Raw genomic sequence first — 6,360 nt, forward strand, 5'->3', positions numbered from 1 at the left:
ATTCAAAACTATGGTCCATAAATTATACAAAACTATGGTCCATAAATATAACCGTAAATAAATAGTATATTATATCTGGCAAAGCTGCGTGTTATATGTGTGGTGAGGGATAAGTATGGAAAACTACGACATTATTATAATAGGTACGGGTTCTGCAATGAACTACATAAATCCTATTTTTGATTCAAACCCGAAAATGAGAGTTGCCGTTATCGACAAAGATGAACCAGGCGGGATCTGCCTTACCAGAGGGTGTATTCCTTCAAAAATCCTGCTTTATCCTGCCGAACTAATCCGGGAAATTGAAACTGCATCTATTTTTGGAATTAAGCTTGAAATAAAAGACATAGATTTCCTTGCCATTATGGAAAGAATGCGCAGGAAAATCGGAGAAGATATCGAGGCAATAAGGAAGAGTTTGACCGATGACCCGTATCTTGATTACTATCAAGAAAGTGCAGAGTTTATCTCACCTTACACCCTGAAAGTAGGTGAAAAAACCCTTCACTCTGAAATGATCTTTCTCTGTACCGGCTCAAAACCTTCAATTCCTCCCATTAAAGGCCTCGAAGAAGCAGGATACCTTACAAGTGATACTGTGCTTAAGCTCACGGAATGCCCAAAAAAGCTCGCCATCTTAGGAGGGAGTTTCATTGCAGCCGAATATGGGCATTTTTTTTCCGCTATGGGAGCCAGTGTCACAGTGATCGGAAGAAATTCCCAGTTTCTTCCACAGGAGGAACCCGAGATATCCAGACTTGCAAGTATGAAGATGTCGGAGTACATGCAGATAATTACAAACCACGAAGCTATAGAGGTTCGAAAAGAAGACAACGGGCAGAAAACGGTTGTTGCAAGGGATAGAAATTCTGGAAAGGAGGTAAAAGTCACTGTAGACGAAATCCTTGTGGCAACAGGAAGAGCCCCGAATACCGATATTCTCCATCCCGAAAAAGCCGGGATCAAAACAGATACCAAGGGCTGGATTCTGGTGAATGAGTTTCTTGAGACCTCACAACCGAATATCTGGGCGTTTGGAGACGCAAACGGAAAATACCTGCTAAAGCATGTAGCAAACTATGAGTCCGGAATAGTTTACCTTAATGCAATCCTGAAAGAAAAAGTAAAGGCAGACTATCATGCCGTACCCCACGCAGTATTTTCCTATCCTGAAATTGCCGGAGTAGGCATGAGAGAGCAAGAAGCCGTAGAAAAGTATGGAGAGGAAAGAATCCTCATAGGCCTCAAGTTTTTTGAAGATACTGCAAAAGGATCGGCTATGGGAATCAGAGATTATTTCGTAAAAGTGATTCTGGATTCGGAGGAAGAAAAAATCCTGGGAGCCCACATAATAGGCCCGCATGCTTCAGTCCTGATCCATCAGATAATTCCTCTCATGTATACGGAGTTAAGAAGTCCTGAACCAATAATGCGGGGTATGGATATTCACCCGTCCCTGAACGAAGTTGTAACCAGGGCCTTTTATTCGCGGCTGCCGCCTGAAAATTATCATCATTTCCTTAAACATATCGGGTTTGAGGACTGAAAAGATCTACCCAATGAATACTCAAAAGATCTACCAGATAAGGACTGAAAAGATCTACCAGATGAGAAATTAAAATCTTTACTTGTTTATAACTCAAAGTCTCTACACTTTCTTATTTCATACCTATTTTTTAATAAGGTCAAAAACCCACCTGCTGATGCCTGGAGCAACATTTCCTGTCCGCCTGTACAGCTCCACTTCAAGTCCCATTTTTTCATATTCATTGATCAGCCCAGGAATCTGAGATTCGGCTTTGAAAGTGTAGAAGTGAATATGCCCTTCCTTCCGAACAAGTTTTGTGATTTCAACAAGAAAATGATCCATTCCATATGGTGTAGGCACTATGGCTCTATCAAACCCGCTGCCCTGAACCTGAAGCTCTTTATTCGTTCCTTTGCCTGGACCTGAACAGGCGGGCAGGCCAGAAAAATCCTTATTTCCGGCTTTTTCACCGTTTTCGATTTTTTCGCCAGGTATTACTTTTTTGCAATTTCCACCACTTTCGCCATTTTGGGATTCTTTATGGGTTTTTGAATCAAGTATCTGGAAAATCTCCCCAGTCCGAAAAAGATTCTCAAAATCATCCTGAATTACGATTACTTGCCCTTCAAACCTGTTAATCCTGATATTTTCCCTCAGCCAGGCACAGGCGTCGGGATTTATTTCGAGAGCATAAACCTTTGCCCCTTTTCCTGCAGCAGGAAGTACAAAAGGGCCCACTCCGGCAAAAGGAATTATGATAATTTCTCCCGACTTAATATTTGAGGTTACCCGCCTTCTCTCAGAGTACAGCCGGGGATTAAAAAAGACTTTTTTGACATCCAGCTTGTAGGTATAGCCGTTTTCTCTGTGAATGGTCTCAGTCGTTTCCCCAAGCAGAAGCTCAAAATCCGCAACCCTGTGCTCTCCTCCGAGTTTGCTCACCTTATTAAGCACAGCCCGCGTATTGCCCCGCATGGAAAATAGCTTTGAAGCAATAGCTTCTTTATAAGCCGCAAGTTCCGGAGGAATCGAAATTACGGCCACATTCCCTATATAATCAAAACGTTTCGGAACCAGTTGAAGTAGGGGTTCTTCAACGATTCCCCTCATTGAATCACGCAAACTCACTCTATTTCGAAAACCCATTAAGGTACCTCTGGCTGTTTTTACATCGATACGCTAGTTGACTCTGGTTTTGAGCATTATGCTAGCTCTCAGAAGTGGTATTTTTTCCTATGTAGTTCAAAAGTATCATTCAAAAGCATCTTTGTCACCATCCATAGTATCAGTCAGTTATCGCTTTTCGCACTTCAGGCCCATCGATCGTACTACCAGATTTCTGCCTTCCAGGAGCCAACTCGATCACATTCTCATAGGCACCGTTGACAGCGATATCGAGTATTATGAGTCGCTATCTAACGGCAATTGGTCCCAAGCCAAGCCGGAAGAAACATTCTCGATTCTAGTTATCTGTTCTGACACGACTGCTACTAATTCCTACGACTGCTACTAATTATTCTTAAAGAGTCTGACGTTCTAGTCTCATCACTTCCAATTAGGTCTGCATTTGGAATCGGCTCATATAAGAACCTATATAAAGAATGATAAGATTTACACAATAGTATTTATAAAGCTATATAATGGAATTTATAAGCGTTGTACAATAGAATTATAAGTTGTGTTATATATAATAAGTAAGATATAAATTATAATTGAGTATAATACAATTCATAATTAGTGAGTTCATCCCAAAACTTGAAATTTGCTTCTTATACCTTGTATTTTGAATAATCAATCAATCAATCAATCAATCAATCTTATGATCATGAAAATAATTCTGAGAATTCCCAATGATTAAGAGTAAAGTGGCTTTTGGGATAGACTCAGTAATAGGACTTGTATGTTGCATTCATCTCTGAAAAATAAAATAATTATATGAGAATGATTATAGATAACTTCTCTAAAAATACTTTATTTCTGTTGAATTTCCGTAGAATTCTCCCAGAACTCGCAGAGATTGAGATAATATATTTTTAACATAAAAAATTTAACTGAAGAGATTCGCCCTCAGAGATCTTACAGAAGATATATTATAAAAAAGATTACATAGAAATATTATAAAAAAATATTACAGAAAAATATTGCAGAAAAATATTGCAGAAAAAATTCTGTTATTTAGCCTTTCCTTATTAAAAAAAACATTTCAGGTTCGCCCATGCAAAACATACTCTCAGTCCAATCTCTTACAAAGAAATTTGATGACTTTACGGCTGTAAAAGATATCAGTTTCAATGTTGAAACCGGTTCGATCTTTGCTTTTCTCGGGCCAAACGGGGCAGGTAAGTCCACAACTATCAAAATGCTCACAACTGTTTTGAAACCCACATCAGGAAAAATAAGCATTAATGGTTTCAATGCGCTTAAAGAGCAGGACAAAGCCCGTGCATCTTTCGGGATAGTTTTTCAGGACTCCAGCCTTGATGAAGAACTGACTGCTTACGAGAATATTGTTTACCATGCAGTCATCTATAAGGTACCTAAAAAAGAAAGGGACGAAAGAATCCGAAAAGCCCTTGAAATTGTCGGGCTCTGGAACAGGCGGGAAGATTATGTGAAAAACTATTCAGGCGGCATGAAGCGCAGGCTTGAGATTGCAAGGTCGCTTGTTCACTACCCTAAAATCCTTTTCCTTGACGAGCCCACTGTAGGCCTTGATCCCCAGACTCGAAATTCTATATGGGACCATATCAAAAAGTTGAACAAAGAAAGAAAGATGACAATTTTTCTGACCACGCATTACATGGAAGAAGCCGAAGCAGTTGCAGACCAGATTGCAATCATTGATCACGGAAAAATTATAGAATCCGGCACTGTTGAAGAAATAAAGAAACGGACAGAAACCGAATCCTTAGAAGAGGCTTTTCTGAAATTAACAGGCCGGGACATCAGAGATGATAGCGAGTCTGGGCACAGAGTACGAGCTATAAGGGGTATGAGAAGGAGGGCCAGGCATTGATCGAGGTAATTTATATCCTATGGCTCAGGCAGCTAAAACACTACTGGCGCTCAAAGTCCAGACTGCTGGGTTCTCTCGGACAGCCTCTACTCTTTCTGATTACATTTGGGTTCGGGTTCGGCCCAATGTATTCCAGGGCAAGTGGAGGAGCAAACTACCTGGATTTTCTTGCACCAGGAATCGTCTCAATGTCTATTCTGTTTACTGCTATCTTTTCGGGGCTTGAGGTTATCTGGGACAGACAATTCGGCTTTCTCAAAGAGACCATGGTAGCTCCGATCTCAAGGACAGAAATTATGATCGGAAAAACCCTTGGAGGCGCAACCATAGCCATGATCCAGGGTTTGATCGTGCTGGGCTTGACCTATCTACTTGGGTTTAGAGTTCCAGGTCTTGCAAGCCTTGCCGTCGGGCTGGTCTTCATGTCCTTAATAGCTATCTTCTTTACAGGTCTGGGCCTTGCCATAGCCTCAAAAATGAAAGATATGCAGGGTTTCCAGTTAATCATGAACTTCCTGATTATGCCTATCTTCTTCCTGTCCGGCGCCCTCTTCCCCCTCGAAAACCTGCCGCCAGCGATCTATTTCATAAGCAGGATCGATCCCCTTACCTATGGGGTAGACGGCTTAAGAGGAGCCATTGCCGGAATGAACGTGTTTGGTATCTATAATGACCTGGCAATAATAGGTTTGCTCTCGGCTCTTGTCTGCATGGTCGGAGCATTTTTGTTTTCAAAAATAGAGGCATAAAAACCTCCTTTTTTTAAGAATTTAAAGATTCAAGGCCCAAAATTCAGTATGAATTAAGGTATTTTAGAGATCACTAATGAGTATTAATGATATAAATTAAGGTATTTTTGAGATAATTAATGAGTGTCAATGATTATTATGTATCAGTGTTGTACTATTATATACCTTAAAATTATTATAGCTTTAAATCAGGCATCTGACTAACTGAGTTGGGAATTAATGGCTGCTCGAGATTTAAGGCAGATTTCCTGGACTGACATTTCCTTGGATTGATATAAAAAATGAGGCATTAAAGGTGCTGGATCTTATTGAATTTTTAGCCCTGGGTTCGTTTCTCGGCCTTGCTGCAGGAACATCCCCAGGTCCACTGCTTGCTGTGACCATTTCTGAAACTCTACAGTACGGCAAGTGGGAAGGAATAAAGGTTGCAGTGTCGCCTCTAATTACGGACCTGCCAATTGTTTTATCCGTATTGTATGTGCTGTCGCATCTGAAAAGTTATGACTTTATTATCGGAATCATTGCGTTTTTTGGGGCTTCATATCTCATATATTCAGGAATCGAATTACTGAAAATCAAAAAAGACAGTCTTGAATTAAATGTAGAAAAAGAGGATGCCCTTAAAAAAGGAGTTATTGTAAATTTTGGAAACCCGCATCCATACGTTTTCTGGTTTTCCATAGGTGGACCGATAATTTATAGGAGCCTGAACACTCATGTTTCAGCTACAGTTCTGTTTATATTAGGGTTTTATATCTTTCTTGTCGGGTCAAAGGTAGTCATCACACTAATTGTAGAAAAGTCAAAGTCCTTTATAAATAGTAAACACTACTTTTCTATTATCCGCGTTCTGGGAATTGCACAGATTATCTTCGGATTGACTTTTATTAAAATGGGCTTGAGTTCACTAAATATTATATGATTGGTCTGTTCACAGACGGAAAAGAATGTGACATTAAGAACGGAATACGAAAAAGTAAAGCAAGAAGAATATACCGTGTTATAAAAGAGATTGAAGAGAAAGAAAGACAAGCTAGAGAGGCTGCCAGGTAAGGTAAGGTAAGGTA

Annotated in this window: 5 protein-coding genes; 4 read left to right on the forward strand and 1 reads right to left on the reverse strand. The window is 40.0% G+C overall.

The genetic code is table 11. The features are described from left to right. The first annotated feature begins 115 nt into the window (after positions 1–115). Complete coding sequence (locus tag A9239_RS03175) at positions 116–1,546, forward strand: dihydrolipoyl dehydrogenase (protein WP_048155045.1); 1,431 nt, start codon at positions 116–118, stop codon at positions 1,544–1,546. Positions 1,547–1,669: 123 nt separating this feature from the next. Here the strand turns inward: A9239_RS03175 and A9239_RS17995 are convergent, their stop codons facing one another. Then, on the reverse strand, positions 1,670–2,674 hold the full coding sequence (locus A9239_RS17995; RefSeq protein ID WP_052712720.1) for a class I SAM-dependent methyltransferase family protein: 1,005 nt from the start codon (positions 2,672–2,674) through the stop codon (positions 1,670–1,672). Positions 2,675–3,743: 1,069 nt separating this feature from the next. Here A9239_RS17995 and A9239_RS03185 point away from each other — a divergent pair. The 3 genes from A9239_RS03185 to A9239_RS03195 all read left to right on the forward strand — a co-directional run bounded on the left by A9239_RS03185 (position 3,744) and on the right by A9239_RS03195 (position 6,215). After that, positions 3,744–4,544, forward strand: coding sequence for an ABC transporter ATP-binding protein (locus A9239_RS03185; protein ID WP_048118862.1), 801 nt, complete (start codon positions 3,744–3,746; stop codon positions 4,542–4,544). Next, the gene (locus A9239_RS03190) at positions 4,541–5,293 is read left to right on the forward strand and encodes an ABC transporter permease (RefSeq protein WP_048118865.1); all 753 of its coding nucleotides are present in this window, start codon (positions 4,541–4,543) and stop codon (positions 5,291–5,293) included. The genes A9239_RS03185 and A9239_RS03190 overlap by 4 nt, the downstream gene beginning before the upstream one ends. A gap of 295 nt (positions 5,294–5,588) precedes the next feature. After that, the gene (locus A9239_RS03195; protein ID WP_048118868.1) at positions 5,589–6,215 is read left to right on the forward strand and encodes a LysE family translocator; all 627 of its coding nucleotides are present in this window, start codon (positions 5,589–5,591) and stop codon (positions 6,213–6,215) included. Positions 6,216–6,360 lie beyond the last annotated feature (145 nt).

The organism is Methanosarcina sp. A14, from assembly GCF_001729375.1.
Classification (GTDB): Archaea; Halobacteriota; Methanosarcinia; order Methanosarcinales; family Methanosarcinaceae; genus Methanosarcina; species Methanosarcina barkeri.